Source organism: Shinella sp. GW821-FHT11G07 (assembly GCF_058808115.1).
This window is the reverse complement of sequence record NZ_JBXARJ010000023.1, coordinates 39,933-65,477: the sequence shown is the minus strand read 5'-3', so window position 1 is coordinate 65,477 and position 25,545 is coordinate 39,933. Positions and strand designations below refer to the sequence as shown.

Here is a 25,545-nt window from a genome sequence, read left to right as displayed (position 1 = left end):
GTCTCATCCTCGCTTGGCGGCGCCCGACACCAGCTTGCGGGCGTAGGCTATGGCGGAATTCATGTTGCCGTGGTCGGCGATACCCTTGCCGGCAATGTCGAAGGCCGTGCCGTGATCGACCGAGGTGCGGTCGATCGGCAGGTCCACGGAGACGTTCACGGCGGTATCGAAGGCGACGAGCTTGACCGGGATGTGCCCCTGGTCGTGATACTGCGCGACGACCAGATCGAAGGCGCCCGCATAGGCGCGGTAAAACAATGTATCCGCGGAGATCGGACCGTAGGCGTCGATGCCTTCCGCACGCGCTGCCTGGACGGCGGGGGCGATCTGTTCGTCGTCTTCCGTGCCGAAGAGGCCGTTCTCGCCGCAATGAGGATTGATGCCGGCAACCGCGATCCTGGGTGCTGCGTAGCCGGTGCGTTTCAGGTGGGCGTCTCCGGCGCGGATGGTCGCAAGCACCCGCTCGGTCGTCGAGCGCCGAATGGCTTCCTGCAGGGAGACGTGGGTCGAGACGTGGATGACCTTGAGGCGCTCGGAGGCAAGCAGCATGTAGGCGGCCTTGGAGCCCGTCAGGCTGCGCAGCATGCCGGTATGGCCGTCATAGTGGTGGCCGGCGAGGTTCAGCGCTTCCTTGTTGATCGGCGCGGTGACGATGCAGCCGATGGCGCCGGCCTGCGCATCGCGCACCGCCTTTTCGATGAAGCGAAAGGCCGCATCGCCGGCAACGGGGCTGAGCTGTCCCCAGGCGAGGGGCGCACCCTCGATCGGCAGGTCCACGACATGCGGCGCAAGATCGACGGTGATGTCGAGGGCTTCGCGCGCGGCCTCCAGCGTCTTGAGATTGCCGTAGATGCGGATCGTCACGCGCTCTTCCGACGTCATGCCGGCCAGCGCGCGCACCGAAATCTCGGGGCCGACGCCGCACGGGTCGCCCATGGTGATGCCGATGATGTTGCTCATGAAAGTCTCCGAGTGTCGGCGCTGTCCCAGCCGGGTGCCAGGCGGACATATTTGATCGCACGCCGGTGATAGGTGTAGGCGAGGTGCAGGGTGCCGTCGGCTTCCGCCAGCAGCCAGGGATAGGACATTTCCTTGTTTCGGCCGTCGGTCGAATCGTTGGACAGGCAGGTGCCGGGACCGTCCTCGATCAGAAGCCGGACGGGAAAGGTATTGCCGCCATCCTCAGACAGGCAGAGCGCGACCGGTGCGCGCGGCACGCCCCAGATCGGCGTGCAACCGCCGGCAGGGTCGGCGTCTGGGCGGTCGTCGTTCTCGCCGAGTTCGTCATAGAGCGAAGCGCGACGGTCGGCGGACTGGGCCGCGTTCACCGGATTGCAGATCATCGCGACGCGGCCGTCGTTAAGGCGGATCGCGGCGATGGAGGAATTGTTGTTCGGCACGTCGGTCGCCTGCGGCGCGGACCACGATTGCCCGCCATCACGGCTCTCCGTCCTGTAGACGAAGTCCGCCTGGCGCCGGCGGAAGAAGGCGGTAAGGTGCTCGCCCTCCAACGAAACCGGTGACATGTGCACGCAGCCGATGGATTGGGCGATATCTTCGAGTTGCCAGGTCTCTCCACCGTCCCGCGAGATGCCGACCGCGGCGGTGTCATGGCTGCCGTTCCATTTCTGGCCGGGACGCTGGACGCAGCGGAAGATCGGCAGCAGCCACGCCCCATCCGCGCGCACCGTGAGCGGCGCACGAACGAAGCAGCCGCGCGGTAGGTCTAGGTAACGCCCTTCCTGCGCCGTCAGCGCCAGCGGATCCGAGGCGTCGCGCCGGATTTCGGCCATGCAGATCCGGCATTCGTCCTGATTGCCTGATGGTTGCGAGGTGTGGAAGAGCCAGAGCTTGCCATCGGGTGCGGTGAAGAACACGGGATTCTGCTCTGAATGCGCCGGGTCGAAGCTCAGCCGTTGCGGCGGTCCCCAGTTCGCTGCGCCCTTCGGCAGCACGGAGGCGAAGATCGAGATGTCCGACTTGCCTTCCAGTGTGCCGCCAAACCAGGCGCTGGCGAGCGCGCCATCGGCAAGCAGATGCAGGAACGCGGCATGATTCTGGATCATGGGCGACGGCAGCAGGGCTTCGTCTCGTCCGGGCAGCGTGCTTTGAAGCAGGCCATTCATGTGGCGGGCGATTTCCGCGGGGTCCATTGGCTCCTCCTGTATGGTGTTGAAAATCACCGAAATTACAAAGTTGTCAAGTTTGAGAATGTTATCAAGTTTGAAAAATTTGTGGAGTGGATAAGTTAAGCATCTGAATATATTATATAAATAATTTAGTCGCGGCTCGATTTAATTTTACATTGCAAAATAATTTGACAAGCTTGTATGAAAGGGGGATGGTCTGGCCAACTTGGCAAGAGGATGCCGGGAGGAGGATTTTCATGCCGGAAGCCGGCAATTCACGGAAGGCGACGATCGCTGTGCTCTTTGCGGCCGGTGCTGCGGTGCTCGCGGCAGCTGACGCCGTGATCGTGCGCGCCCTGCATGGCGCCGTACATCCCTTCGTGATCGGCTTCTTCCGTGCCTTTTTCGGCGCTGTCATTCTCCTACCTTTCATTCTTGTTCGTCCGGCCGTGCTGCGCTCGACGCATCCGCTTCGCCAGCATGCCGTTCGCGCCGGTTTCAAGCTGCTGACCATGGTCGCCTTCTTTGCCGCCTTCAGCTGGGGGCCGCTGGCCGACGTGACGGCGATCGCCTTCACGTCGCCGATCTTCCTGGTGCTTGGTGCCGCGCTGACGCTTGGCGAACGGCCAGGCCCGGCGATGATTGGTGCGGTGGTGATCGGTTTTGTCGGTGCGCTGGTCGTCATCGGTCCGTCGGGCACGGGGATCAGCCTTGCCATCGCGCTGGCGCTTGCTGGCGCGGTGCTCCAGTCGGCCATCCAGTTGATCCTGAAATCCATGTCGAAGGGCGACCGGACCGCGACACTCGTCGTCTGGAATCTTCTGCTGACCGTGCCGATTGCGCTTCTTTTCGCCCTGCCGTTCTGGGTGACGCCGGCGCCGCGGGAGATAGGGCTGCTTGCGCTTCAGGGTGTCGTCGGCGCCGCCTGCATGGCCATGATGACCCATGCCTTTTCGCTGGCGCCCGCCACGATTGTCGCGCCCGTCGATTTTCTGCGTCTGCCGCTCGTGGCCCTCGGAGGCTTTGCACTGTTTGGCGAACATATCGCCGTCACCACGCTCTTCGGCGGCGGGCTCATCTGTTGTGCGGCGCTGGTTGCTGCGCGATCCGGAAAAACAACATCTGCCTGAACACGATTTCACTAGGGAGGAAATGCCGTGAAGAAAATACTCGTTCTGGGGGCTCTCATGCTGGGCTCTGCCTTGTCCCCCGCCTTTGCCGGCTCGGGGCCGATCAAGATCGTGCTCGCCGAGGAGGCCGACCTGCTCGAGCCCTGCATGGCGACCCGCTCCAATATCGGCCGTGTCATCCTGCAGAACGTCAGCGAGACGCTGACCGAACTCGATGTTCGCGGCGACAAGGGCGTCATGCCGCGCCTTGCCGAAAAGTGGGAGCAGAATGCCGATGGCAGCTGGCGGTTCCACCTGCGCCAGGGCGTGAAATTCTCCGACGGCACGGCCTTTGACGCGAAGGACGTCAAGCACAGTTTCGAGCGCATCATGAGCGACAAGAACGCCTGCGAGTCCCGCCGCTATTTCGGTGGTATGACCGTGACACCGACCATCGTCGACGACTACACGATCGACTTCAAGGCCGATCCGGTCCAGCCGATCCTTCCGCTGCTTTTGTCGCTCGTCACCATGGTGCCGGAAGAGACGCCGCTGGAATTCGTGCGCGAGCCCGTCGGCACCGGCCCCTACAAGCTGACCAACTGGACACCGGGCCAGCAGATCGTGCTGACCGGCCGTGACGACTATTGGGGCGCCAAGCCCGAAGTGACCGAAGCGACCTACCTGTTCCGTGCCGACCCGTCGGTTCGCGCGGCCATGGTGCAGGCCGGCGAAGCGGATCTGTCGCCGTCGATCTCGCAGCTCGACGCCACCAACCCGGCAACGGATTTTTCCTATCTCGACAGCGAGACCGTCTACCTGCGCATCGACCATAATATCGAGCCGCTGAACGACGTGCGCGTCCGCCGCGCGCTCAATATCGCAATCGACCGCCAGGCCTTCCTCGGCACGCTCGTTCCGGACAGCGCATTGCTTGCCACCGCCATCGTGCCGCCGCCGACGCTCGGCTGGAACCCCGACGTCAAGGTCTTCCCCTACGATCCGGAAGGCGCAAAGAAGCTGCTCGAGGAAGCCAAGGCCGACGGCGTCAAGGTCGACACGCCGATCACCATCATTGCGCGCTCGGCAAACTTCCCGAACGTCACCGAGATCATGGAGGCCATCCAGGCGCAGCTCCAGGAGGTCGGTTTCACGGTCGAGCTGAAGTTCGTCGAGGTCGCCGAGCACGAGCAGTACTACTCGAAGCCCTTCAAGGAAGGCCGCGGTCCGCAGATCGTCGCCGCCATGCACGACAACTCGAAGGGCGATCCGTCGTTCTCGATGTTCTTCAAGTATGCGACCGAAGGCACGCAGTCCGGCTTCTCCGATCCGAAGGTCGACGACCTGATCAAGCGCGCCTCCGCCGCCGTCGGCGAGGAGCGCGCCAAGCTCTGGTCGGAAGTGATCGCCTACGTGCATGACGACGTCGTTGCCGACGTCCTGCTGTTCCACATGGTCGGCTTCTCGCGGGTTTCCGAACGCCTGGAATTCAAGCCGACGATGGCGACCAACGGAACGCTCCAGCTTTCGGAAATCAAGATCAAGTAATCTGTTCTGGCGAGCGATATGCTCGCCGTCACAACAGCAATCAAGGCGGCGGGATGATCCCGCCGCCCGATTCCCCTGAGGGCGCCATGCTGAAATTCGTTCGAAAACGCGCCGTGGCCAGTCTGATCTCGCTCGTCGGACTGATCGTCATGGTGTTCTTTCTCTCGCGCTTGACGGGGGATCCGGCTGCCTTGTTTCTGCCGGTCGAGGCTTCCGCAGAGATGAAGCAGCAGTTCCGCGAACTGCATGGCTTGAACGATCCGCTACTGGTGCAGTTCGGCCGCTATGTCGGTGATGTCGTTACCGGCGATTTCGGCGAATCGCTCCGCAAGGCACGCCCGGCGCTTGATGTCGTGCTCGAAGCTTTCGTCTGGACCCTCTGGCTTGCGCTCATCACCATGACGCTCGTCACCGGCGCCGCCATCGTCGTGGGTTCGCTCGCCGCTTTCCGCGCCGGCGGCTTCTTCGACCGTCTTTCCTCGATCATTTCCCTTGTCGGCGCTTCGGTTCCCGATTTCTGGATTGCCATCGTCGCGATCGTCGTCTTCTCAGTCAATCTCGCTTGGCTGCCGACTTCCGGCACCGGCTCGTTGCTGCACTGGATCCTGCCGATCTGCGTGCTCTTCATTCGCCCGTTCGGCATTATCGTGCAGGTGGTGCGCGGCTCGATGATTGGTGCGCTGTCCTCCGCCTATGTGAAGACGGCGCGCGCCAAGGGGGTCAAATCCGGCCCGATCATCTTCGTGCATGCGCTGCGCAACGCCATGCTGCCGGTCATCACCGTTATCGGCGACCAGGCGGCGAGCCTGCTCAACGGCGCGGTCATCGTCGAGACCATTTTTGGCTTTCCCGGCGTCGGCAAGCTGATGATCGATTCCATCCTGCAGCGCGACTTCAACGTGGTGCTCGCCGCGATCCTCGTCACGGCGCTCGCAATCTTCCTCATGAACCTGCTGATCGACCTTGCCTATGCACTGCTTGATCCGCGGATCCGCCACTGAGGAGCATGCCATGACCCTTCAGACCACCGACACCGCCATCACCGAGGAACTGCCGTTCGCCAAGCGCATGTTCCGCATGCTGCTGGCCGACAAGTTCGCATTCTGCGCGGCGATCTTCCTTATCGTCATCCTGATCCTTGCAATCATCGGGCCGAGCTGGCTCGGTGATCTTGCAACCAAGCAGAACCTGCGCGGTCGCAATGCAGCACCCTTCGACTGGCAACGCGGCTGGGTGTGGTGGATGGGTGCGGATGCGCTCGGCCGCCCGCTGCTCGCCCGCATCGTCGTCGCCACGCAAAACACGATGATGGTCGCCGCCGGCGCCGTCGTGCTCTCTGCGGTCATCGGCACGGTTCTCGGGCTCATCGCCGGCTTCTCGTCGGCGCGCGTCAATCAGGTGATTATGCGCCTTGCCGACGTCATCATGTCCTTTCCGTCACTGCTGATCGCGGTGATCGTGCTCTACATCCTCGGGTCGTCGATCCTCAACCTCATGCTGGTATTGGCGATCACCCGCATCCCGGTCTATCTGCGCACCACGCGGGCAGAGGTGCTGGAAATCCGCGAACGCATGTTCGTGCAGGCTGCGCGCGTCATGGGCGCGTCCGGCAAGCGCATCCTCTTCCGCCATATCCTGCCCGTCGTTTTGCCGACGCTGACGACGCTTGCGACACTCGACTTCGCCTATGTGATGCTGGCCGAAAGCGCACTGTCCTTCCTCGGCATCGGCATCCAGCCACCGGAGATCACCTGGGGGCTGATGATCTCGCAAGGCCGGCAATACCTCACCAATGCCTGGTGGCTGTCCTTCTGGCCGGGCCTTGCCATCATCCTCACCACCATGTCGCTGAACCTGCTGTCGAACTGGCTGCGCATCGCGCTCGATCCGGTGCAGCGCTGGCGCCTTGAAATGAAGGGCCGCACGAATGGCTGAGCATCTTCTCGAAGTCCGCAACCTGTCGGTCGAATTCCACACGGCGGTCGGCGTGGTGAAGGCGGTGCGCAACATCTCCTACCATCTCGACCGCGGCGAGACGCTGGCGATCCTCGGCGAGAGCGGGTCGGGCAAGTCGGTCTCCTCCTCGGCGATCATGAACCTAATCGACATGCCGCCGGGCCGCATCAGCTCGGGCGAAATCCTGCTTGACGGCGTGGACCTGCTGAAAATGCCTGCACAGCAGCGACGTGAGGTGAACGGCCGCCGCATCGCCATGATTTTTCAGGATCCGCTGAGCCATCTCAATCCGGTCTATACGGTTGGCTGGCAAATCCGCGAGGCACTGACGACACATGGAACCGCATCGGCGCAGGCGAAGGCGGAGGCGCTGCGCCTCCTGACGCGCGTCGGCATTCCGAACCCCGAGCAATCACTTGACAAGTACCCGCACGAGTTTTCGGGCGGCCAGCGTCAGCGTGTCATGATCGCCATGGCGCTTGCGCTGCGTCCCGACCTCCTCATCGCCGATGAACCGACGACGGCGCTCGACGTGACTGTCCAGGCCGAGGTGCTCGCCCTGCTGGAGGAATTGCAGCAGGAGACCGGCATGGCCGTGCTCATCATCACGCATGACCTTGGCGTTGTCGCTGAGATCGCGGACCGCGTCGTGGTGATGGAGAAGGGCGTTCTGGTCGAGACCGGCACTGTCCGCGAGGTCTATAAGAACCCGCAGCATCCCTATACCAGGAAGCTCATCGCCGCAGCACCCGGCAAAGGCGAGATGCACGCGCCCGCCGCCCGCGCTGAACCGGTGCTTTCGGTGCGCGACGTGCGCAAGCGTTATGGTTCCTTCGAAGCGCTGAAGGGCGTGTCCTTCGATCTCATGGCTGGCGAGACCATGGCCGTCGTTGGCGAGAGCGGTTCCGGCAAGTCGACGCTTGCCCGCATCCTCCTGCGTCTCGATGAACCCGATGCCGGCAGCGCCTTGTGGAAAGGCCGCGATCTTTTCACCATGTCCCCGTCCGACCTCTACAAGCTGCGCCGTGACTTGCAGATGGTGTTCCAGGATCCAACGCAATCGCTCAATCCGCGCATGACCGTCTACCAGCTCATCTCCGAGGCCTGGGTCATCCATCCCGACATTCTTCCCAGGGCAAAATGGCGCGATCGCGTGGCTGAGCTTCTGGTGCAGGTTGGCCTCGGCCCGGAACATATGGGGCGTTATCCCCACCAGTTCTCCGGTGGCCAGCGGCAGCGCATTGCGATTGCCCGGGCGCTCGCACTCGAACCACAACTCATCATCTGCGATGAGGCGGTCTCGGCCCTCGATGTCTCGGTGCAGGCGCAGGTCATCGCGCTGCTCGACAAGCTGCGCCGTGAGATGGGCATCGCCTTCATCTTCATCGCCCATGACCTGCCGGTGGTGCGCGATTTTGCCGACCACGTCATGGTCATGCAGAAGGGCGATATCGTCGAACTCGGCACGGTGCGCGAGGTGTTCGACACGCCGCGGGAAAACTACACCCGCGCCCTTCTCGCCGCAGGGCTCAACCCCGATCCCGATATCCAGGCCGCTCACCGCGCCGCTCGCCTTCAGAGCGCCTCGTAAGGCGCTGTCCCACGAAAAGGAACATCACCCATGACCAAGCAAGCCTTCGTGGCCCTCGTCACCTGCTTCAACGAGGACGAAACCATCAATTACCAGGCGACGCGAGCGCAGGTCCGCCGACAGGTCGAGGTCGGCAACAACATCATGTGTGCGGGCACCAACGGCGACTTCACGGCGCTGACCTTTGAAGAGAAAGTGCGCTTGACGGAAGAGGTGGTCGACGAGGTCGGCGGTCGCGTCAAGGTGATCGTCAATGCCGGCATGCCGGCGACTTTCGAGACGATAAAGCTGGCCCGCGAGTTCGACCGCATCGGCGTCGATGGTATCGCCGTCATCACGCCCTTTTTCATCGCCTGCACGCAGGACGGCCTCATCCGTCATTTCTCGACCGTGGCGGACGCGGTGACGACGCCGGTCTACCTCTACGACATTCCGGCCCGCACGCAGAACCACATCGAAGCGGAAACCGCCCGCACACTTTCCGGCCACGGCAACATCGCCGGCATCAAGGATTCGGGCGGGGCGAAGGAGACGCTGGAGGCCTATCTTCAGGTGGCGAAGGAGGTCGAGGGTTTCGCGGTCTATTCCGGCCCCGACCATCTGGTGCTTTGGGCCTTGCAAAACGGCGCCGCCGGCTGCATTTCCGGCCTTGGCAATGCCATGCCGCATGTCCTTGCCGGCATCCTGAAGGCCGTCAATGGAGGTGATGCCGCCGAGGCGGAAAAGCAGCAGGCGATCTTCGCCGCCTTCCGCACGGACCTCTACGCGCTCGGTTTTGCACCCGCCATGGTCAAGCGCGCCCTCTACCTGCAGGACACCTCCGTCGGCGCCAGCCGCCAGCCGGCTTTGCTGCCGAATGCCGAGCAGGACGCCCGCATTGCGGATATCCTGCGCCAATACGGGCTGCTTTGAACACTCTTCGGCGAGGCCGCACAGGAGCGCTGCAGCTCCTGTGCGGCAGCCTGAAACGACCCGGGCTACAAGAAATAGCGATGTATTTTTCGAGTCGGCAAATTTACTCAAAATTGAGTTTAATCAACCATCTCTGATGCCACTCAAGTTGTATCAAGGTGATGATATGCCCGAAATCGATATTAAACGTCCTTTGTGGATTACGATAACAGCCTGCGGCTTTGCGGCAGTGCTATTTTCCAGCGTTGCGATCGGAGGGACGGCCTGGTACCGGCAGTCGATTGCGACCGATGATGCCTTGCAGCGGGAAGTCGCGAGCGACCTGGCGCTGATCGAGACCGACATGGCAGCCCAGCGCAAAGCTGCTTCCGCTCTTGCGCTGACGCTCGCCGCCGAGCCCGAGGTCGCCGGCCTGATCACCAGCAATGCCCGCGACGAGATCATTGCCCGGCATGCGGCCGCCTGGCCCGTCGTTGTCAGCGAAGGCGGTCTGCAGCTGATGACCTTCATCAACGCGAAGGGCGAGGCCGTCGCACGCATCCATACGCCGGATAAGTTCGGCGACGACATGAAGGGCCGCCGCAAGACCGTTGTCGAGGCCCTGTCGAGCGGCAAGCTCGTGGCGGGCATCGAGCCGGGCCGCACCGCAGTCAGCATGTTCGCTTCCGCGCCCGTCGTCAGCGGCGGCGAGACCGTCGGCGTCGTTGACGTCGGGACCAGCTTGACGAACGCCTACTTCGAACCGCTCGCCGCGCGCATCGGCGGCGAGGTTGCGGTCCATATCCTTGTCGACGGCAAGCTGGCAAAGCAGGCATCGACGACCGAGGCTTCATTGCTTTCCGAAGACGACCTGACGGCGGCCTTCGCCGGAGAGGCAGTTCAGAAGCGCGTGAGCGCCGGTGACACGACGTTCGTCGTCAAGGCCGTGCCGTTCAACAACTATTCCGGCACCAAGATCGGCATCATGGAGATTGCGTCCGACGTCAGCGCTGTCGTCAACGACGGCAAAACAGCCGTGTGGATGACGGTCGCCGGCACGGTCGTGGTTTCGCTGCTGTCGCTTCTCGGCTTCTTCCTCTTCGCCCGCGCGCTGGCCGGTACGCTCGGTCGCCTCACCGGCACCATGACGCGGCTGGCCGGCGGGGATCTCACGGCAACCGTCGAAGGTGACGCGCGTCCCGACGAGGTCGGCGCGATGGCGCGCGCGGTCAAGGTCTTCAAGGATAACGGCCTCAAGGCACGCCAACTCGAACAGCAGGCGGAAGCCCTGCGCGATCAGTCCGAAGAGCATCGGCGCATCACGGCCGAACAGGAGCGCATACGCGCGGAAGCGATGGAACTGGCGACCAGCGGGCTTGCCGGCGGTCTGCAACAGCTCGCTTCCGGCAATCTCGCCGTTCAGCTGAACCAGTCGTTCTCCGAGGAGTTCGAGAGCCTGCGCGACGACTTCAACCGCGCCGTGCGGCAGTTGCGCGATACGATGTCGGCCGTGGCTGATGCGACGGGCTCCATCGACAGCGGCTCTCGCGAAATCAGCCAGAGCGCCGACGACCTTTCCAAGCGTACCGAGCAGCAGGCCGCGTCGCTGGAAGAAACCGCCGCCGCCCTCGACCAGATCACGACCAATGTCGCGAACTCTTCCAAGCGCGTCGAGGAGGCCCGTACGGTCGCCATTCAGGCGAACCAGAGTGCCAGCCAGTCGGGCGAGGTGGTTGCGAAGGCTGTCGATGCGATGGGCAAGATCGAGCAATCTTCGAACCAGATCTCGAACATCATCGGCGTCATCGACGACATCGCCTTCCAGACCAACCTGCTTGCGCTCAATGCGGGCGTCGAAGCGGCGCGTGCCGGTGAAGCCGGCAAGGGGTTCGCCGTCGTCGCACAGGAAGTCCGCGAGCTTGCGCAGCGTTCCGCAATGGCCGCGAAGGAAATCAAGGGCCTGATCAACAATTCGTCCGTCGAGGTCGAAAGCGGCGTTCATCTCGTCAGCCAGACGGGTGCGGCCCTCAAGACGATCGAAGGCTATATCGTCACCATCAACCAGCACATGGATGCGATCACGACCTCATCCCGCGAGCAGTCGATCGGGTTGACCGAGGTAAACACGGCCGTCAACCAGATGGACCAGGTGACACAGCAGAATGCGGCAATGGTGGAAGAAGCCAATGCTGCCGGTGCTACGCTCGCGAACGAGGCGGCCCGGCTGCGCGATGTGGTTGCGCGGTTCCAGCTGGGAAGCGGCACATCTGCGGGCTCCCCGGCACGCCGTGCGGCACCCGCTTTGGCGGCCGCTCATGCAGCCCCTTCGAACTCGCCCGCCCGCAACATGGTCAATCGCATTGCCAACGCCTTCACCGCCCGGGGTTCGGCGGCAGTCGCGGTCGACAAGGATTCCTGGGAAGAATTCTAAAGCCATCACTGGCGCCGCTCCGAGACGAGACGGCCAGGAGCGGATAGACTACATCACTGCTGATACGACACGCGTCGAACCCGAGAGGTTCGGCGCGTGTCGTGCTGTGCGGCTTTGCCGTAAGCCTCTTGCCTCGCGATGATGAACCTTGAGTTGGCCGACGCCCTCGGACCCTTGATGCTTAAAGCCGCGCCAACCGCGCCCGGCGATAGGCATCCGGAATGGACAGGGCCCAGATGAAAAGGCCACCGGCGTGCCGGCCGATGAATGATTGATCCGGCGTCGTCGTCATGAAGGTGAGGATCGAGAAGAGCATGACGAAGAGGGCGAAGGTGAGCCCGCGCCGCGGCTCTCCTATCGCCACATGACCCGCGCCCGGTAAAGCGACGGCAAGGGCGAGAACGAGATAGGGATTGGGTTCTTTTCCCATTGCACAGTCCTTAGGTGATGCTAACCGCTGCGCGTTGCGCAGCACTGCCCGCGAGCGAGCGGAGCTCCATGGCGAGATCGAGCGCCTGGCGTATCGTGCTCTGGGGCACGGTATCGACGGCGAAGCGCGCCTGCCGCAGCAGGAGATGAGCCGATCGCTCGCCTTCCGCGGCCTGCACCACCACGCGGATCATGCGCGGCGTGACGACAGCCTCCTTTAGTCGTGGGTCCGCGACCAGGCCGGCAAGGCTATGCCGCAAGGGTTGCCACTGCTCATCCCTGGCGTTCGCGCTGCCGCGCATGAGCATGGGAACCTGCGACATCGGCGGCGTCAGCCATTCGTTCAGGCCATGCACTGCCGAATAGTACTCCGACCCGGTCGGCCGCGCGAGCACGCCGATTGCCGGCCAGAGGTGAGGAACGCCGTCTTGCAGCGTGACCCTCAGCCAAAGCTGCGGCAGCCGGCGTGTCACCATCGTATCGGTGACGACATCGAGCGTCACCTGGGTGCCATCCTCCAGAACCCCGCTCACGACAGGATGGTGATCGGCGGAAAGCCCGAAACGAGGGGCCTTCAGGACCGCCCCCGCCTCTTCCAGCAGCCGATGCCGCTGCGTCATCGTCTTGCGATGCTCCCTGGTCGCGAGCACCGCGAGAAGGGCGCATGCGGCCAATGAGAGGATCAGGAACAGGGCCTGGGAAAGAATCATGTGACCATACAGCAGGAAGTGTCAGGCGTTGGCGGTCGCAAGGCCGCCAACTGTTTCTTCAGTAGCCCTCGGGCCTCGGCCACGGCATGGTAAACTGGTCGCCGCGCCGCACATAGCGGTAGCGACGGAAGTGGAACCACAGCGAAGCCACGATGTAGAAGCCCGTCATGGCGATGAGCTGCGTGCCGTACCCCAGGAACACCGCGAAGTAGGCCGTGCCGCAAAGCAGCAGCAACACGATGGTCGGCAGGGGATGGAACGGGTGGACATATCCGCGTTTGATGCTCCCCAGTGGCCATTTGTTACGGAACATCACCATGTTGAAGGTCATGAACGTATAGCCGAGCAGGCCGGACAGGATCGAGAAGGTCACGACCTGGTCGAGCGGTGCGCCCAGCGCGAAGATCAGCGCGATCGGTACGAGAAAGACGATCGAGCGATAGGGTGTGCGGTAGACGGGATGTACTGCACCGAACCAGATCGGCAGGTAGCGGTCGCGGCCCATGGAGAACCACGCGCGGGACGCATCGTTGATGCAACCGTTGGCCGAGGCGAGGGTCGAGAACATCGTACCGACGAAGAGCAGCACCATGAGGCCGCTGTTTCCTGTCACCCGGGCGGCATCGAACAGTGGCGTGCCGGCCTGGCCAAGGTATTCCCAGGGGATGAGGCCGGAGCATACATACCAGGTCATCGTTGCGGCAATCAACAGCGTCATGATGCCCGCCATCGTGCCGTAGGGCAGCGAACGGGCGGGTGAGCGCACTTCCTCTGCCGCCTGGCAGGTGCCTTCGATCCCGAGATAGAACCACAGGCCGAAATGCAGCGCGGCGATGATGCCGACCCAGCCATAGGGCATCGGATCGGTCGTCACGGCGGAAAAGTCGAGCGGTACGGCGGAGCCGCCCAATTGCACGACTAGAAACAGTGTGACAATGGCGAGAAATGCGATCGCCGTGATGACCAGGTTGAACGTCAGCGTCGCAAGGACGCCGCGATAGTTCAGCCAGGCAAGGAACATGATCGCCAGCACAATGAAGGGTTGCTGATTGAGGCCGCTGTGCCCCTGCAACCCGGCGACGGTATCCAGCAGGAAGCCGATCGTGATCGCGTTACCGGCTTCGAGCATCGTGTAGGCCATGACCAGAAAGAGACCCACATTGAAGGCCATGAGCGGGCCGACGATGTGTTTTGCCTGGGCATATTGTCCGCCGGCGGCCGCAACCGTCGAGGTCACCTCGGAATCGATCATGGCGACGCACGTGTAGAGCAGGCCGGCGACCCAGCAGGCGACCAGGCCAGCGATCATGCCGCCTTTGCCCACCGAGAAGTTCCAGCCCATATATTCGCCGACGAGAACGATGCCCACGCCAAGCGCCCAGATGTGGGCGGGGCCGAGGACGCGCAAAAGCTGCAGTCTTGCCGGTTGGCCGGCATTCGCATTGGTGTTCGACATTGCCGCAGCCCCCTCAGATCACGTGTCGCTCGGCCTCGGCCTCTATCTCGCCTTCGCGCGATGAGGTCAGCAGGTCGTTGTCATAGGTGGTGTCGATGCGCGCCATGTCGGTGAGCATCAGGATGGCGAAAAGCGCCGAGAGCGCCCACGCGGCGTATTCCAGGATGTTCCAGGTATCCATGTCGTCGCCTATTTCTTTTTGGGGCCGAAGCGCTCTTCGATCACGTCGCGGTACTCCTTGTCGGAGAGCCTCACCACGAGGATGAAGTAGCCGATGACGAGGACGGCCATGATGATGAGGGCCGACCAGCTGAAGGAATAATCGAAGCGGGCGGTGATCATGTCGTTGACGGCGGCAGGATCGGTATAGCCGAGTGCCGCCCACTGGGCCTGTTCGTTGGCGTTCTGGCCGAGCGCTTCCCAGGTCGGGTTCTCGATCGGCGCCGGCGTCTTGGCCGCCCCGGCGAGGCCGAGATAGAGCGGGATGTACAGCGCCCCCACGGTCAGCGCCAGAAGCGTCAACACGTCGAAGATCTGTCCGCCGAGGCTTTGTTTCGGGGGCTTATACGCCATGATGCTCCCCTCCGCGCCGGCGGGCCCGCATCTCGTCGAGATGCTTGAGATCAAGGCCGTAAATGAACTCTTTGTCTTCGACGTAGTGCCGCAGCATGGCAACGATCGCCGCCGTGTTGAAGAGCAACACCAGCGCGCAGAAGACCGCAAGAATGATGCGAATGGCCGGCACGGAAATAAACGGCCAAACGATGAAAAATGCAAAAAGCATCGTGCACCACAGCACGACGACGAATACAATGAGGCTTGCCCGGTCGCGCGCGTGCATCTGGTCGATGCGCCGCGCGAAGTGCACGTCAGCACCTCCGCTATGCGATACCATTCGTTCTCCTCCCGAAGCGAATTTTGCCTTTTAGGCAATTTAATTTCGCTGGAGGAATATGAACCCGTGACCTCAGAAGTCAAGCGACGCCTGTGTGATTTTGTCGCATCTTGGAACGAATCCACCGCCGCCGCCGCGCGCGATCGTGCGGCTGAAAATGGTGAGACGATTTGTGCTGGTTACCGGCGTTCAGGACGTGCGGTCTGTCGGAGCGCCAATCAATTGGCGGTGGTGATCGCCGACCGTTCCGGCGATCACCACAGGCAAATCGGTATCAGGCGGCTTTTCGAGCGCGATAACCCGCGCCTGTTCCCGAACCTAGCTCGAACTGGCTCAGCAGCCGGTTCAGCGCATTGACTTCCATAGCGAGACTATGGCTTGCGGCAGTCGTTTCCTCGACCATTGCCGCGTTCTTCTGGGTGTCCTGGTCCATCTGGTTCACGGCCGTATTGATCTGCTGGAGGCCCGATGCCTGCTCCTGCGCGGATTCCACGATCGCGGCGACGTGCAGGTTGATTTCCTGCACCTCGGTGACGATGGCATCCAGAGCCGTGCCGGTATTGCCAACCAGCTGAACACCTTCCCCGACATGGAGATTTGACGCCGAAATAAGCGCCTTGATCTCCTTGGCGGCGTTTGCCGAGCGCTGGGCAAGCTCGCGAACTTCCTGCGCCACGACCGCAAAGCCCTTGCCGGCTTCACCGGCCCGGGCTGCTTCCACGCCCGCATTCAACGCCAGCAGGTTGGTCTGGAAAGCGATCTCGTCGATGACGCTGATAATGTTGGAAATTTCGTTCGAGGATTTTTCGATGCGTTCCATGGCGCCCACGGCCTGGCGAACCACCTCTCCCGAGCGCTCCGCCCCGACGCGGGTGCGGGCGACCAGCTGGCCCGCCTCATGGGCACGCTTTGCTGCGTCTCGCACCGTCGTGGTTATCTGTTCCAGAGCCGCTGCGGTTTCTTCAACGGCGGCGGCTTGCTGCTCGGTGCGCTTCGCCAGGTCGTCGGCCGCGGACTTGATTTCGTTGGCGCCGGCATCGATGCCCCGTGCATTCTCCGATACATGGACCAACGCGTCCTGCAGCTTCGCGGCGGAGTTGTTGAAGTCGTTTCGAACGGAATCGAGCTGTGCCACGAACGGCTGCGTGATGCGGAAGGAAACATCTCCCTCCGAAAGCTTCGCCAATGCGCCCGCCAGGCTGTCGATCGCAAACTTCACGTCAGCCGCTTCCTTTGCCGCTTTCCGCTGTTGCGTGGCGCGTTCTTCTTCACTGAGATTGCGGTTGGATTCTGCCTCGCGTTCGAGCCGGGCCTTTTCCCTGTTGTTCTCCAGCAGCACTTCGAGCGAGCGGGCAAGATCGCCGATCTCGTCCTTGATCCCGCTGTCCTTCAGGCTGAGCTGAAGGTTTCCTTGTGCGATCTGCGCCGTCTCGCCGATGATGTTGGAGATGCGGCCTATGAAACGACGCGCGATAAGCCAGCCGGCGAGCGCAAGCAGCACCGTTGCGGTCACGATGATGGCCAGCGCGTCACGCATCATGGCGTCGAGCTGCGCAAGCACCGTGCTTTTCGGCACGGAGACGATGGCATACCACTTCATGTCAGCCGTCAGCGAGACGGGCGTGGCCACCGCGAAATGAACCGTCCCATCCGACGCCGTCACTTCCCGCTCAACACCGGGATTTGCAATGAGTGCATCCCAACCTGCCGTTTGCGCGCCGCCATCGACCAGGCTCTTGCCGATCAATGCCGGATCGGGATGGCCGACGATCTTGCCGGCACTGGTAACGAGGCTGAGGAAGCCCGTGCCCATGGGACGGACGGCCGCGAGCGCCTTGCTTGTGTCCTCAAGGGAAAGATCGAGGCCGGCAACGCCGAGCGTCTTGCCATCGACGACGATCGGTTTGGCGACCGAGGTGATCAGGACGTCCTTGCCGTCGATCGCATAGGGATACGGCTCGATGACGACTGTCTTCTGCGTTGTGAACGGAAGCTGATAGTAGTCGCCGGGACCTGCCGTCGCATAGTCGGTGAGGGCCGTGTTGGTGATCTGGCCCTTGCCGCCGCGAACCCAGTAGGGAACGTAGCGTCCCGTCGCATCGTATCCTGCCTTTCCGGCAAAGTCGGCATCCTTGCCGTCGAAGGCGTCCGGCTCCCAGCCGGTCCAAAGTGCCAGAATGTTCGGGTTGCTTTCGAGCATGTCGCGCAGGATATCGTCGGCCTTGCCGCGGTTGGCGTCGCCGCCTTCCTTTATGGTTTCCAGAACCGAGGCCAGGTTGTTTATGATATGCACCGTGCCGCCGATTTCCTTCTCGGAAACCAGGGCTTCGGACTTTGCGATCTGCAGCATGCGCTCCAGGCTGGTGCTTCGGACGTCCTCATAGGATCGATAAAAAAGCACGGCCGAGGCGGCAATCGTCGCGATCACGCCGCATGCGGCAACAGACAGAATATTCCGGCCAGTGGCCGATCGGAAAAGCATTTTCAATCCCCCAAATGCTCGTCCTCGATTGTTTCGCTCTTGGACGAGACTCCCCCCATGACGCTGGCAACAGCCCATTTGGCGAAGCTTAGGGTTTTATGCTTAACGAATTGCACTCGGTTGCAGACACCATTCGCCCGCGCGGCGGAGCGTTCGACATGCCGTCCTGCGGTGTCGCCTCCGCCGGCATTCATGCCTGATAGGGGCTCGCCATTCGCAGCCAACGGACGTCCAGATCGCCGGCGAGCAGCGTGTGGCGCGACTGAAGAAAACTCTGCACATAGGGTTGCGAGAGGTGAGCCTCGAGGTGAGCGACGCTCGCCCAAACCTCGTAGAAGACAAAGACATCAGGATCATCCCGGTCGCGATGCACATGGTACTGTAGCGCACCGTCTTCTTTGCGCGTCGGTCCGACAAGCGCGAGGAGGGCGGCCTGCAGCGCTTCGGCTTTTCCGGGCTTGGCGCGTGCCTGGCCGACCAGCGCATAGGGGCTCGATTCGTCTCGTTCTGGCGCCGGGAGGTTCAAGGCAGGGCTCGACATAGGGTCTCCTTATGGTACGGTTCTGTTCGTACCTATCATTGCAATAGGTATGATGCAATCCGTACCTTTGGAATGAAGATCATGGATAAGGAAGGCCATCCGGACGAGGACGAAATCACGCTCGGCGCTGTCTTGTCAGCACTGGCCGATCCTCTGCGGCGACGCGTCGTCATGGAACTGGCGCAGGCACCTACAGGCACGGATCGTACCTGTGTGTCATTCGGGCTTCCGGTCAGCAAGGCGACGCTGACGCATCATTTCCGTGTTCTTCGGGAGGCCGGGCTGATCCGTCAGGTCGATCGCGGCAACAGCCGGGCGGCGACCCTCCGGCGTGATGAGATCGACAGACGCTTGCCCGGCCTGCTCGACCTGGTTCAGGCGGAAGGGGACGGCGAGCCGGCCGCTTGACCATGATCGGCATGGCCGAGCTGCTATCAGCGTAACGCTGGGTTCCACTGCAAGCCCGCGTGTGAACCAGCCGTTCGATCGCGGCACACTGGAGCGTTCTTTTCCACAAAGCGTCCGCGAAAGAGTGCCTGATTTCTTTAATTGACAAAATTTATAGAGAATTATCAAGCCAGATTGGAGGATACCGATGTCCACATTCAGGCTGTTTCGCCTTGCAGGCAGTTTCAACCGCCTATCCGCGGCCGGTCATGTCTCGTCGATGAGCGAGGCGCGATATGCGGTGGCGCCAGAACGTTGCGATTTGAATGACGTCAGTCCTTCGCGTGGCAAGGCGCTGCGGCGCAGAAATGTGCGCCAACAGGCCTTGCATGCCGATCAAGTTTCCGTTGCGAGAAGAAGGACTGCCTGATGGATATCCGCAAGATCAATGATGACTACTCGGTATCGCCCCAGATCGAAGCCGAGGATGTCGATATCGTCAGCCTGCTGGGTTTCCGGTCGATCGTCTGTCATCGCCCGGACCATGAGCAGGCCGACCAGCCTGAATTCTCCACGATCGCCGCGCGTGCTGCCCAACTCGGCATGGAGGTGCGGCATATACCCGTCGTTCCAGCAGGGCTGACGAGCGACGCGGTCGACAGCATGGCTCAGGCGCTGCGTGACCTGCCGGGGCCTGTTCTCGGCTATTGCCGCTCAGGCGCGCGCTCGACGAAGATTTACGAACAGGCGCTTCAGCCACTTTGATCCACCGCAAATCGTTGGAGCCGCCCATGCCCGGACAGGAAAGCAATGTGGTCTTCCTCCCCGTCGAGGACGTCGCCCGCCGTGAAGTCACGGCACTTTGGGAAACCCTGCGGCTGGAGGCCGGTGCGGCAGTCCACCGCGACCAGGCGCTGGCCCGGGCCATGGGGTCCGCCGTGCTGATGCATGCGAGTTTCGGCCATGCGCTCTCGCACCGCTTGGCGGTCAAGCTTGCCGACCACGACGTCGATCGCGACGAGTTGCTAGCGCTGATCTACGGCGCCTATATCGATCGGCCGAGCCTACTCGGTGCTGCGACAGCCGATCTCCAGGCGGTGAAAGACCGCGATCCGAGCAACAGCGAAGTCTTGATCCCCTTCCTGTATTTCAAGGGTTTTTCCGCGCTGCAGGGCCACCGCGTTGCCCACTGGCTCTGGACGACGGGCCGCCGCCATCTCGCCCGCCACATCCAGAGCCGGATTTCGGAGGTCCTTGCCATCGATATCCATCCGGCCGCCGAGATGGGGCGCGGCATCATGCTGGACCATGGCAGTGGCCTTGTCATCGGCGAGACGGCAGTCGTGGAGGACGATGTTTCCATCCTGCAGAATGTTACGCTCGGCGGTACCGGCAAGGACACCGGTGACCGGCATCCGAAGGTCCGCCGCGGCGTGCTGATCGGCGCGGGTGCGAAAATCCTCGGCAATATCGAGATCGGCATCGGCGCCAAAGTTGGTGCGGGCAGCGTCGTGGTCGCGCCGGTCGCACCTTATACGTCGGTCGTCGGCGTGCCGGCGAGACCGATCGGCAAACCGCACACCGCGCTGCCGGGTATCACCATGGACCAGACGCTCAGCGAACCGGAATACATGATATGACGAGGGCGAGGCCGCTGAATTTAGAGGCCTTTTTCCGTTCCTGAAATCTCCCGATTGCGCCGCCCGTCAGGCCTTCGCCACGACGAGGTCTATCTCCACAAGCGCGTCGCGTCCGAGTGCCGCGACGCCGACGGTCGTGCGGGCCGGCAGATTGTAATCCTCGCTGAAATGCTGGTGGTAGATTGCGTTGAGGCCGGCATAGTCGCGGGCGAAGTTCGTGAGATAGATACGCGCGAAGACGGTGTCTTCCATACGATATCCGGCGGCATCGAGGATATGGCGGAGATTGCGGAAGACGCGTTCGGTCTGGGCCCCGATCGAGGCGGGGAGGGGCGCCTGCGGATCCTCTGGGTCTATCGGCAACTGGCCTGTCACGTGGAGCAGGCCTCCCGCTTCCACGGCGTGCGCATAGCGGGCGGTTTTTGGCGGCGGGGGGGCGTCGGCGACGAAGTGGCGGTGCAGTGTCGGCATGGGGGCAAAAATCCAGTTCGAAGATCGGGCGCCGGCACGGCGGCCGGCACCCGATCCGCTGTCAGCTCCAGGGATGGCGCGGCGGGTTGATGCCGTTGAGATAGAAGTTTCCGACGTGGAAGAACTTCCAGCGCACGGGATCGTGCAGCGTATGCGCCCGCGCATTGCGCCAGTGGCGGTCGAGATTGTGTTTTGCGAGCGTTGAGCGCGTGCCCGCCAGTTCGAACAGTTTGTTCGTGGCAAGGATTGCGATTTCCGTCGTCAATACCTTGGCCTCGGCGGTCTTGACGGTCGCGTCGGTGATCGTCTCCTCCGTCGAATTCTCAAGACCGGCGTCGATGGCCTCGCCGGCGATGCCAAGCAGGGCTTCGGCCGCATGCAGCCTGATCTTCAGGTCGCCGATGGCGGCGATGGTGAAGGGGTCCTCGCCCGCGGTCTCCTTGCCGCTGTCGATCCATGGCCGACTCTGCGTCTTGATGAAGGCGATCGCGTCTTCGATCGCCCCGCGCGCGATACCCGCGTCGATGGCGGCCTGGATGATCTGCGAGACGGGGCCGGCGATGGTCGGCCGGTCGAACGCCGCGACGGGCAGCAGGCGGCTCTTCGGCACGCGCACGTTGTCGATCCTCACCGAGCCCGAGGCGGTGGTGCGCTGGCCGAAGCTCGACCAGTTGTTCGTCACCGTGATGCCGGGCGTGTCCCGCTCGGCGAAGACAAGATAACCCTGTTCTTGCGCATCGACCGCGACGATCGGGATGAAATGGGAGAGCAGGGCGCCAGTCGTATAGAACTTTTCGCCGTTCACCACAGCCTCGTCGCCGTCAATGGTGACGCGCGTCTCGAAGGCGGCGACGGTCTTGCTGTTCAGCTCTGAAAAGGCATTGCCGAAGCGCAGGCCGGAGAGAACCCAGCCGAAGAACTCCTTCTTCTGCTCCTCCGTGCCGTCGAGATCGATATGGCCGTTGATGGCGAGGTGGTTCTGCGTGATCTGGGCGATCGACGGATCGGCGGCGGCGAGAATGGCGATTACGCGCGCCAGCGTTTTGTAGGACACGCCGGGGCCGCCATAGGCCTTCGGAATGTTGATGCCCCACAGGCCGCTCTGCGAATAGGCGTCGATCTCGGCGATCGGAAGCAGGCCCTCCCTGTCGCGAAGGGCAGCGCCCGGCGCGAAATCGGCGGCGAGACGCTTAGCGACGGCGATCGCCTCGTCATCGCTCTTGATAATATGGGCGGGCACCTGCGGCCGCGGCCGCGGCGGAACCGTATCATCCGAATTCACGCGCGGATGCTGCGTGTAATCGATAGGCTGTTTTTCGATAATCCCCATGGCGATGCTCTCCTGTCTGGTCAGGCGAGAGTGGCAATTTAAATATAAAATCCATAGATATTATATATTATAAGAAGGCGGACTTGTGGAAAATTCTTCGAAGGATCGTCTCCCGCCAGCGGGGTTCGATGCCTTTCATGCCTCTTGCGCCTGTGAGAGCGGCTTGGGCTGGCCGACGGCAGGCCTGCCGGCACTTCAACCTCGGTTTACCTATTGCCGGTAAAAGGGACCTTCGCCTCCCATGGCGTTGCACGTCCCAACCTCCGGTGACTCATGTCCGAGACCTTCGATTCCGATATCTTCAACCTCGCCCCCACAGCCATGTGGATCGAGGATTTCAGCGAGGTCAAGGCGCTCTTCGACACGTGGCGCGCCCAGGGCGTGATGGATATCCGGACGTTTCTCAACGAGGACAGGGACCGTGTTGCGCAATGCTCGCAGCATATCAAGGTGCTTGCCGTCAACAGGAAGGTGCTGGAACTCTTCGAGGCCGATGATATCGACCATTTGCGCGCCAACCTGTCGACCATCTTTCGCGGCGACATGCTCGAAACGCATGTGATCGAGCTGGCGAAGCTGTTTGATGGCGAGCTGGGTTTCGAGAGCACCACGTCGAACTATACGATTTCCGGCCGCCGCCTCGATATCCAGCTTCGGGGAACCGTCATGCCGGGCTACGAGACGTCGCTCGGCAAACTGCTGTTGACGACCGAAGATATTACCGCACGCGAGGATGCGCGACGGGCAGAGGCCGTGCAGAGGCGTCATGCGGAAGGCATTTTCGAGCACTCGCCGGTCTCGTTGTGGATCGAGGATTTCAGCCGGATCAGGCTGCTGCTCGAAGACATCCGCGCGCGCGGCATCACCGATTTCCGCACGTTCATGGACGTGCATCCTGAATTCGTGCGCCAATGCATGAGTGAAATTCGCGTCATCGACGTCAACCGCGCGACGCTCGACCTGTTTTGCGCGACCGAGCGAAACCAGTTGCTGCATCGACTAAGCGATGTTTTCCGCGACGACATGGAAAAGCCGTTCCGCGAACAGCTCATCGAATTGTGGAATGGAAACCTCTTTCATCATCGCGAGGTTGTGAACTATGCGCTTGACGGCACCGTGCGCCACATCCTGCTGCATTTCTCCGTCTTCCCGGGACATGAGCTCGATTGGTCCCGTGTACAGGTCGCCCTTACCGACATCACCGCGCGCAAGAAGGCGGAGGCCTACCTCGAATATCTCGGCAAGCACGATGTGCTGACCAAGCTCTACAACCGGGCCTTCTATGCGGAAGAGATCAATCGGCTGGAACGAAAGTCGCTGCGTCCCGTTTCGACGATCATCTTCGACCTCAACGGCCTGAAGGAAGCCAACGACCAGCTCGGGCACGATGCGGGTGACGCCTTGCTGCGCCGCTTCGGGGAAATTCTGAACGGCGCCGTCGCACAGCCCAACCACGCCTGCCGGATCGGTGGCGACGAGTTCGCCGTTCTCATGCCCGGCGCGGATGCGAAAGCGGCGGTGACCATGGCCGAAACCATCAGCGAGCTGCTCAAGATCAACAACCAGTTCTATTCGAGCGCGCCGCTACGCATGTCGTTTGGAGCCGCCACCAGCGAGGGCGGCGAAACGATCGAGAGTGTAGTAAGGCGCGCGGATGTTCAGATGTACGAGCATAAGCGGGCCTATTACGAGGCGAATGGTGTCAGCGGCGTTGCCAAGGCTCGATCAGTGCGACGCGCCACCTGATCATCGGACATCACGTCGGGAGCGGCTATAGGTGTCTTGAATTGAGGCGATCGAGTCGATATCGAACGTACTCGAACGTATCCGCAAAATTTCCGAAAGTTTGACCGGTATGACCCCAGAATTTCTCGTCACGCATTCCGGGGGCTTCCACGCGGATGAACTTCTGTCGAGTGTCGTCCTGACGCGTCTTTTTCCCGACGCGCGCCTGATCCGCAGCCGGGCGCCCGAATGGATCACGCCTGGCACCGACCGGATCATCTACGATGTTGGTGGGGCCTATGATCCGGATGCCGGGATTTTCGATCACCATCAACGCGGGGCGCCGCTGCGCGATGACGGCCAGCCGTTCAGTTCGTTCGGCCTGATCTGGCGCCAGTTCGGGCGGGACTATCTCGCTGCTTTCGGCGTTCCGGCCGAGGATATCGAAACCGTTCATGCAGGCTTCGATGCGGACTTCGTCTTGCCGGTCGATCTCATGGACAACGGCGCTTTGAGCCCATCGGCCGCCGGCGCAATGGCCAAGCTGACGCTGCCCGTCCTTCTGGAGACGCTGAAGCCCGTCTTCGACGAGACGGAGCCGGATGCGGACAACCTTGCGTTCCACGATGCGCTTTCGATTGCGCGCAGTTTTGTGGAGGCGAGCATAAGGCAGAGTGCCGCCAAGCTGCGGGCACAATCGATCGTGCGCCAGGCAATAGAGGCGACGGGAGAAGGCCATGTGCTGGAACTTCCCATGGGAATGCCCTTCCGGCCGGCGATCGTAAAGGCCGGCGCCGACCATATCCTCTTCGTCGTCCATCCGCGCGACACCGATTGGTGCCTGACAGGTGTTCGGCGGTCGAGCGAAGGGTTTGAACTGCGCGCCGATCTGCCGGCGGCCTGGGCCGGCCTTACCGGTCAGCATCTCGAAACCGCCTGCGGCGTTGCCGGCGCAACATTCTGCCACAACGGCCGCTTCATCGCCGCTGCAAAGACGCGTGAGGCCGCGCTTGAGATGGCGAGGATCGCGGTCGCGCAGGCCCTGAGTTCACAGTCGCCAGCCGCTCTCACCGCATGATCCTGCGGTGAGGCAGCCTTCCAAGCCGTATTCGCTCCATCCTGAACCGTAGGGCGAACGTGCAGCAGGCCTTTGCCAGCGGATCTCTACGCCGGCTTCCCTCTATCCAGGCGGACAGATCGCCCCGGTGTCGACCCACGCCTGGATGATCTTTCCGAACTCTTCCTGTGTGCCCGGAGCCGGCTCGCGGCCATCGCCGGGATGCCATCCCCATCCGACCAGGTCGTCCTTGGCCATATGCTCGACGATTTCGACCATGGTCTTGTCGCCATTGCGCGCTGGGTCCTTCAACTGCGTGCAGATCTGGCCAAGCGTCTTGCCCTCCCAGGCCATCTCGATCGGGGCGAGGTGCCAGGCGGGATTGCCGGGTATGCTCTTCAGGGTATCCGCCTGGCCGATGACGGGCGTGTTCTGTTCGCTGTGGCAGGTGTTGCACTGCATGCCCACGAGGCCCATGCCTCCGTCGCCCCGGAAGACCGGCGGCTGGTGCGGATGCATCGACATGCCTTGCAGCGGGCGATCCGTCGCCGGATGACAATTGACGCACCGCGGATGCTGGATGACCTTGCCGGCTTCCTCGAAGAGGGCGAGCGAGCGCGCCCGTTCATCGGAAATCGACTGGAAGGATTCTGCGGGGCGCAGCGAATTGGTGTTTTGCGCCACGACCGCCGGAGCGAGCAGGATGCCCGCGCCGACGATAAGACAGTGTGCCGCGACGCCCGAAAAGAGAAGTTTGATTTTCATCT

Annotated in this window: 25 protein-coding genes; 12 read left to right on the top strand and 13 right to left on the bottom strand. The window is 62.3% G+C overall.

What is annotated here, in order from left to right:
• Positions 1-3 precede the first annotated feature (3 nt).
• Together pdxA and AC1RT2_RS30100 are read right to left on the bottom strand one after the other, a co-directional pair.
• Positions 4-960 carry a 4-hydroxythreonine-4-phosphate dehydrogenase PdxA gene (pdxA, locus tag AC1RT2_RS30105; protein ID WP_493107911.1) on the bottom strand — a complete coding sequence of 319 codons (957 nt, stop codon included), beginning with the start codon at positions 958-960 and terminating at the stop codon, positions 4-6.
• Positions 957-2,153 (bottom strand): sialidase family protein, encoded by a 1,197-nt coding sequence (locus AC1RT2_RS30100; protein WP_493107909.1) that lies wholly within the window; start codon positions 2,151-2,153, stop codon positions 957-959. Before AC1RT2_RS30100 ends, pdxA begins: the two co-directional genes overlap by 4 nt.
• 233 nt (positions 2,154-2,386) lie before the next feature.
• Between AC1RT2_RS30100 and AC1RT2_RS30095 the strand changes: the two genes are divergently transcribed.
• The 7 genes from AC1RT2_RS30095 to AC1RT2_RS30065 all read left to right on the top strand — a co-directional run bounded on the left by AC1RT2_RS30095 (position 2,387) and on the right by AC1RT2_RS30065 (position 11,655).
• Positions 2,387-3,259, top strand: a complete 873-nt coding sequence (locus AC1RT2_RS30095; RefSeq protein ID WP_493107907.1) for a DMT family transporter — start codon at positions 2,387-2,389, stop codon at positions 3,257-3,259.
• 57 nt (positions 3,260-3,316) lie between these two features.
• The gene (locus AC1RT2_RS30090; RefSeq protein WP_493107942.1) at positions 3,317-4,786 is read left to right on the top strand and encodes an ABC transporter substrate-binding protein; all 1,470 of its coding nucleotides are present in this window, start codon (positions 3,317-3,319) and stop codon (positions 4,784-4,786) included.
• 86 nt (positions 4,787-4,872) lie between these two features.
• On the top strand, positions 4,873-5,787 hold the full coding sequence (locus tag AC1RT2_RS30085; RefSeq protein WP_493107905.1) for an ABC transporter permease: 915 nt from the start codon (positions 4,873-4,875) through the stop codon (positions 5,785-5,787).
• Positions 5,788-5,797: 10 nt separating this feature from the next.
• Entirely contained in the window at positions 5,798-6,721 is a 924-nt protein-coding gene (locus AC1RT2_RS30080; RefSeq protein ID WP_493107903.1) for an ABC transporter permease, read from the top strand.
• Positions 6,714-8,333 (top strand): ABC transporter ATP-binding protein, encoded by a 1,620-nt coding sequence (locus AC1RT2_RS30075; RefSeq protein WP_493107901.1) that lies wholly within the window; start codon positions 6,714-6,716, stop codon positions 8,331-8,333. Before AC1RT2_RS30080 ends, AC1RT2_RS30075 begins: the two co-directional genes overlap by 8 nt.
• 30 nt (positions 8,334-8,363) lie before the next feature.
• Complete coding sequence (locus AC1RT2_RS30070; RefSeq protein ID WP_493107899.1) at positions 8,364-9,245, top strand: dihydrodipicolinate synthase family protein; 882 nt, start codon at positions 8,364-8,366, stop codon at positions 9,243-9,245.
• A gap of 166 nt (positions 9,246-9,411) precedes the next feature.
• Positions 9,412-11,655, top strand: coding sequence for a methyl-accepting chemotaxis protein (locus AC1RT2_RS30065; protein WP_493107897.1), 2,244 nt, complete (start codon positions 9,412-9,414; stop codon positions 11,653-11,655).
• Positions 11,656-11,836: 181 nt separating this feature from the next.
• On the opposite strand, the gene AC1RT2_RS30060 is transcribed toward AC1RT2_RS30065, so the two are convergent.
• From AC1RT2_RS30060 to AC1RT2_RS30025, 8 genes are all read right to left on the bottom strand, one after another.
• Positions 11,837-12,085: a hypothetical protein gene (locus AC1RT2_RS30060; RefSeq protein ID WP_069063084.1), complete on the bottom strand. Its 249-nt coding sequence runs from the start codon at positions 12,083-12,085 to the stop codon at positions 11,837-11,839.
• A gap of 10 nt (positions 12,086-12,095) precedes the next feature.
• A complete protein-coding gene (locus tag AC1RT2_RS30055) occupies positions 12,096-12,794 on the bottom strand; it encodes a hypothetical protein (RefSeq protein ID WP_493107895.1) in 699 nt (232 codons plus the stop codon).
• Between the two features lie 58 nt (positions 12,795-12,852).
• Positions 12,853-14,250: an APC family permease gene (locus tag AC1RT2_RS30050; RefSeq protein WP_493107893.1), complete on the bottom strand. Its 1,398-nt coding sequence runs from the start codon at positions 14,248-14,250 to the stop codon at positions 12,853-12,855.
• Between the two features lie 13 nt (positions 14,251-14,263).
• Complete coding sequence (locus AC1RT2_RS30045) at positions 14,264-14,431, bottom strand: hypothetical protein (RefSeq protein WP_150130170.1); 168 nt, start codon at positions 14,429-14,431, stop codon at positions 14,264-14,266.
• An 8-nt stretch (positions 14,432-14,439) separates the two neighbouring features.
• Entirely contained in the window at positions 14,440-14,823 is a 384-nt protein-coding gene (locus AC1RT2_RS30040; RefSeq protein WP_069063081.1) for a hypothetical protein, read from the bottom strand.
• Complete coding sequence (locus AC1RT2_RS30035; protein ID WP_493107890.1) at positions 14,813-15,145, bottom strand: hypothetical protein; 333 nt, start codon at positions 15,143-15,145, stop codon at positions 14,813-14,815. Before AC1RT2_RS30035 ends, AC1RT2_RS30040 begins: the two co-directional genes overlap by 11 nt.
• Positions 15,146-15,419: 274 nt before the next feature.
• Positions 15,420-17,627, bottom strand: coding sequence for a methyl-accepting chemotaxis protein (locus tag AC1RT2_RS30030; protein WP_493107888.1), 2,208 nt, complete (start codon positions 17,625-17,627; stop codon positions 15,420-15,422).
• A 190-nt stretch (positions 17,628-17,817) separates the two neighbouring features.
• Positions 17,818-18,168 (bottom strand): putative quinol monooxygenase, encoded by a 351-nt coding sequence (locus AC1RT2_RS30025; protein ID WP_083243155.1) that lies wholly within the window; start codon positions 18,166-18,168, stop codon positions 17,818-17,820.
• Positions 18,169-18,249: 81 nt separating this feature from the next.
• Between AC1RT2_RS30025 and AC1RT2_RS30020 the strand changes: the two genes are divergently transcribed.
• From AC1RT2_RS30020 to cysE, 3 genes are all read left to right on the top strand, one after another.
• Entirely contained in the window at positions 18,250-18,576 is a 327-nt protein-coding gene (locus AC1RT2_RS30020) for an ArsR/SmtB family transcription factor (RefSeq protein WP_069063759.1), read from the top strand.
• 408 nt (positions 18,577-18,984) lie between these two features.
• On the top strand, positions 18,985-19,320 hold the full coding sequence (locus tag AC1RT2_RS30015; protein WP_493107885.1) for a protein tyrosine phosphatase family protein: 336 nt from the start codon (positions 18,985-18,987) through the stop codon (positions 19,318-19,320).
• A gap of 26 nt (positions 19,321-19,346) precedes the next feature.
• On the top strand, positions 19,347-20,195 hold the full coding sequence (gene cysE / locus AC1RT2_RS30010; protein WP_493107883.1) for a serine O-acetyltransferase: 849 nt from the start codon (positions 19,347-19,349) through the stop codon (positions 20,193-20,195).
• 66 nt (positions 20,196-20,261) lie between these two features.
• On the opposite strand, the gene AC1RT2_RS30005 is transcribed toward cysE, so the two are convergent.
• Together AC1RT2_RS30005 and AC1RT2_RS30000 are read right to left on the bottom strand one after the other, a co-directional pair.
• The gene (locus AC1RT2_RS30005) at positions 20,262-20,666 is read right to left on the bottom strand and encodes a RidA family protein (protein ID WP_493107881.1); all 405 of its coding nucleotides are present in this window, start codon (positions 20,664-20,666) and stop codon (positions 20,262-20,264) included.
• 61 nt (positions 20,667-20,727) lie between these two features.
• Entirely contained in the window at positions 20,728-21,996 is a 1,269-nt protein-coding gene (locus tag AC1RT2_RS30000) for an SfnB family sulfur acquisition oxidoreductase (RefSeq protein WP_493107879.1), read from the bottom strand.
• Between the two features lie 273 nt (positions 21,997-22,269).
• Between AC1RT2_RS30000 and AC1RT2_RS29995 the strand changes: the two genes are divergently transcribed.
• Together AC1RT2_RS29995 and AC1RT2_RS29990 are read left to right on the top strand one after the other, a co-directional pair.
• Positions 22,270-23,742 (top strand): sensor domain-containing diguanylate cyclase, encoded by a 1,473-nt coding sequence (locus AC1RT2_RS29995; RefSeq protein ID WP_493107877.1) that lies wholly within the window; start codon positions 22,270-22,272, stop codon positions 23,740-23,742.
• Positions 23,743-23,851: 109 nt separating this feature from the next.
• A complete protein-coding gene (locus tag AC1RT2_RS29990; protein WP_493107875.1) occupies positions 23,852-24,799 on the top strand; it encodes an MYG1 family protein in 948 nt (315 codons plus the stop codon).
• 102 nt (positions 24,800-24,901) lie between these two features.
• Here AC1RT2_RS29990 and AC1RT2_RS29985 read toward each other — a convergent pair whose 3' ends face one another.
• Positions 24,902-25,543: an Isoquinoline 1-oxidoreductase subunit gene (locus AC1RT2_RS29985; RefSeq protein WP_493107873.1), complete on the bottom strand. Its 642-nt coding sequence runs from the start codon at positions 25,541-25,543 to the stop codon at positions 24,902-24,904.
• Between the last annotated feature and the right edge of the window lie 2 nt (positions 25,544-25,545).

Coding starts and splice junctions, on each gene's coding strand:
- pdxA (WP_493107911.1), bottom strand. CDS start 960: ATGAGCAACATCATCGGCATCACCATGGGCGACCCGTGCGGCGTCGGC.
- AC1RT2_RS30100 (WP_493107909.1), bottom strand. CDS start 2,153: ATGGACCCCGCGGAAATCGCCCGCCACATGAATGGCCTGCTTCAAAGC.
- AC1RT2_RS30095 (WP_493107907.1), top strand. CDS start 2,387: ATGCCGGAAGCCGGCAATTCACGGAAGGCGACGATCGCTGTGCTCTTT.
- AC1RT2_RS30090 (WP_493107942.1), top strand. CDS start 3,317: ATGCTGGGCTCTGCCTTGTCCCCCGCCTTTGCCGGCTCGGGGCCGATC.
- AC1RT2_RS30085 (WP_493107905.1), top strand. CDS start 4,873: ATGCTGAAATTCGTTCGAAAACGCGCCGTGGCCAGTCTGATCTCGCTC.
- AC1RT2_RS30080 (WP_493107903.1), top strand. CDS start 5,798: ATGACCCTTCAGACCACCGACACCGCCATCACCGAGGAACTGCCGTTC.
- AC1RT2_RS30075 (WP_493107901.1), top strand. CDS start 6,714: ATGGCTGAGCATCTTCTCGAAGTCCGCAACCTGTCGGTCGAATTCCAC.
- AC1RT2_RS30070 (WP_493107899.1), top strand. CDS start 8,364: ATGACCAAGCAAGCCTTCGTGGCCCTCGTCACCTGCTTCAACGAGGAC.
- AC1RT2_RS30065 (WP_493107897.1), top strand. CDS start 9,412: ATGCCCGAAATCGATATTAAACGTCCTTTGTGGATTACGATAACAGCC.
- AC1RT2_RS30060 (WP_069063084.1), bottom strand. CDS start 12,085: ATGGGAAAAGAACCCAATCCCTATCTCGTTCTCGCCCTTGCCGTCGCT.
- AC1RT2_RS30055 (WP_493107895.1), bottom strand. CDS start 12,794: ATGATTCTTTCCCAGGCCCTGTTCCTGATCCTCTCATTGGCCGCATGC.
- AC1RT2_RS30050 (WP_493107893.1), bottom strand. CDS start 14,250: ATGTCGAACACCAATGCGAATGCCGGCCAACCGGCAAGACTGCAGCTT.
- AC1RT2_RS30045 (WP_150130170.1), bottom strand. CDS start 14,431: ATGGATACCTGGAACATCCTGGAATACGCCGCGTGGGCGCTCTCGGCG.
- AC1RT2_RS30040 (WP_069063081.1), bottom strand. CDS start 14,823: ATGGCGTATAAGCCCCCGAAACAAAGCCTCGGCGGACAGATCTTCGAC.
- AC1RT2_RS30035 (WP_493107890.1), bottom strand. CDS start 15,145: ATGGTATCGCATAGCGGAGGTGCTGACGTGCACTTCGCGCGGCGCATC.
- AC1RT2_RS30030 (WP_493107888.1), bottom strand. CDS start 17,627: ATGCTTTTCCGATCGGCCACTGGCCGGAATATTCTGTCTGTTGCCGCA.
- AC1RT2_RS30025 (WP_083243155.1), bottom strand. CDS start 18,168: ATGTCGAGCCCTGCCTTGAACCTCCCGGCGCCAGAACGAGACGAATCG.
- AC1RT2_RS30020 (WP_069063759.1), top strand. CDS start 18,250: ATGGATAAGGAAGGCCATCCGGACGAGGACGAAATCACGCTCGGCGCT.
- AC1RT2_RS30015 (WP_493107885.1), top strand. CDS start 18,985: ATGGATATCCGCAAGATCAATGATGACTACTCGGTATCGCCCCAGATC.
- cysE (WP_493107883.1), top strand. CDS start 19,347: ATGCCCGGACAGGAAAGCAATGTGGTCTTCCTCCCCGTCGAGGACGTC.
- AC1RT2_RS30005 (WP_493107881.1), bottom strand. CDS start 20,666: ATGCCGACACTGCACCGCCACTTCGTCGCCGACGCCCCCCCGCCGCCA.
- AC1RT2_RS30000 (WP_493107879.1), bottom strand. CDS start 21,996: ATGGGGATTATCGAAAAACAGCCTATCGATTACACGCAGCATCCGCGC.
- AC1RT2_RS29995 (WP_493107877.1), top strand. CDS start 22,270: ATGTCCGAGACCTTCGATTCCGATATCTTCAACCTCGCCCCCACAGCC.
- AC1RT2_RS29990 (WP_493107875.1), top strand. CDS start 23,852: ATGACCCCAGAATTTCTCGTCACGCATTCCGGGGGCTTCCACGCGGAT.
- AC1RT2_RS29985 (WP_493107873.1), bottom strand. CDS start 25,543: ATGAAAATCAAACTTCTCTTTTCGGGCGTCGCGGCACACTGTCTTATC.